At 59.2% G+C, this 245-nt stretch carries 1 protein-coding gene; it reads left to right on the top strand.

Annotated features, from left to right (window positions below; all coding sequences use genetic code 11):
• The coding region (locus tag SB751_RS34135) for a response regulator (protein ID WP_410749510.1) at window positions 1–245 on the top strand (245 nt) is incomplete at both ends.

Genomic DNA, 245 nt, shown 5'->3' with positions numbered 1-245 from the left:
CTGGTTGATGACGAAGAGCCAATCCTCAACAGTCTGCGTCGACTATTAAGGGGTCAGCCCTATGACGTGGTGTTGGCCACCAGCGGTGAACAGGCGCTGGCGCTGATGACCGAACGGCCGGTAGATCTTGTGATGAGCGATGCGCGTATGCCGGGCATGGACGGTGCAACGTTGCTCGCGCAAGTCCACCAACGCTATCCCGCAGTCGTGAGGATCATGCTTACTGGCTATGCAGACCCTGGCGC

This window comes from Cupriavidus sp. SIMBA_020, from assembly GCF_046535395.1.
GTDB lineage: Bacteria > Pseudomonadota > Gammaproteobacteria > Burkholderiales > Burkholderiaceae > Cupriavidus > Cupriavidus campinensis.
The sequence above is the reverse complement of the archived record's forward strand: the minus strand, read 5'-3'. Positions and strand labels throughout refer to the sequence as shown.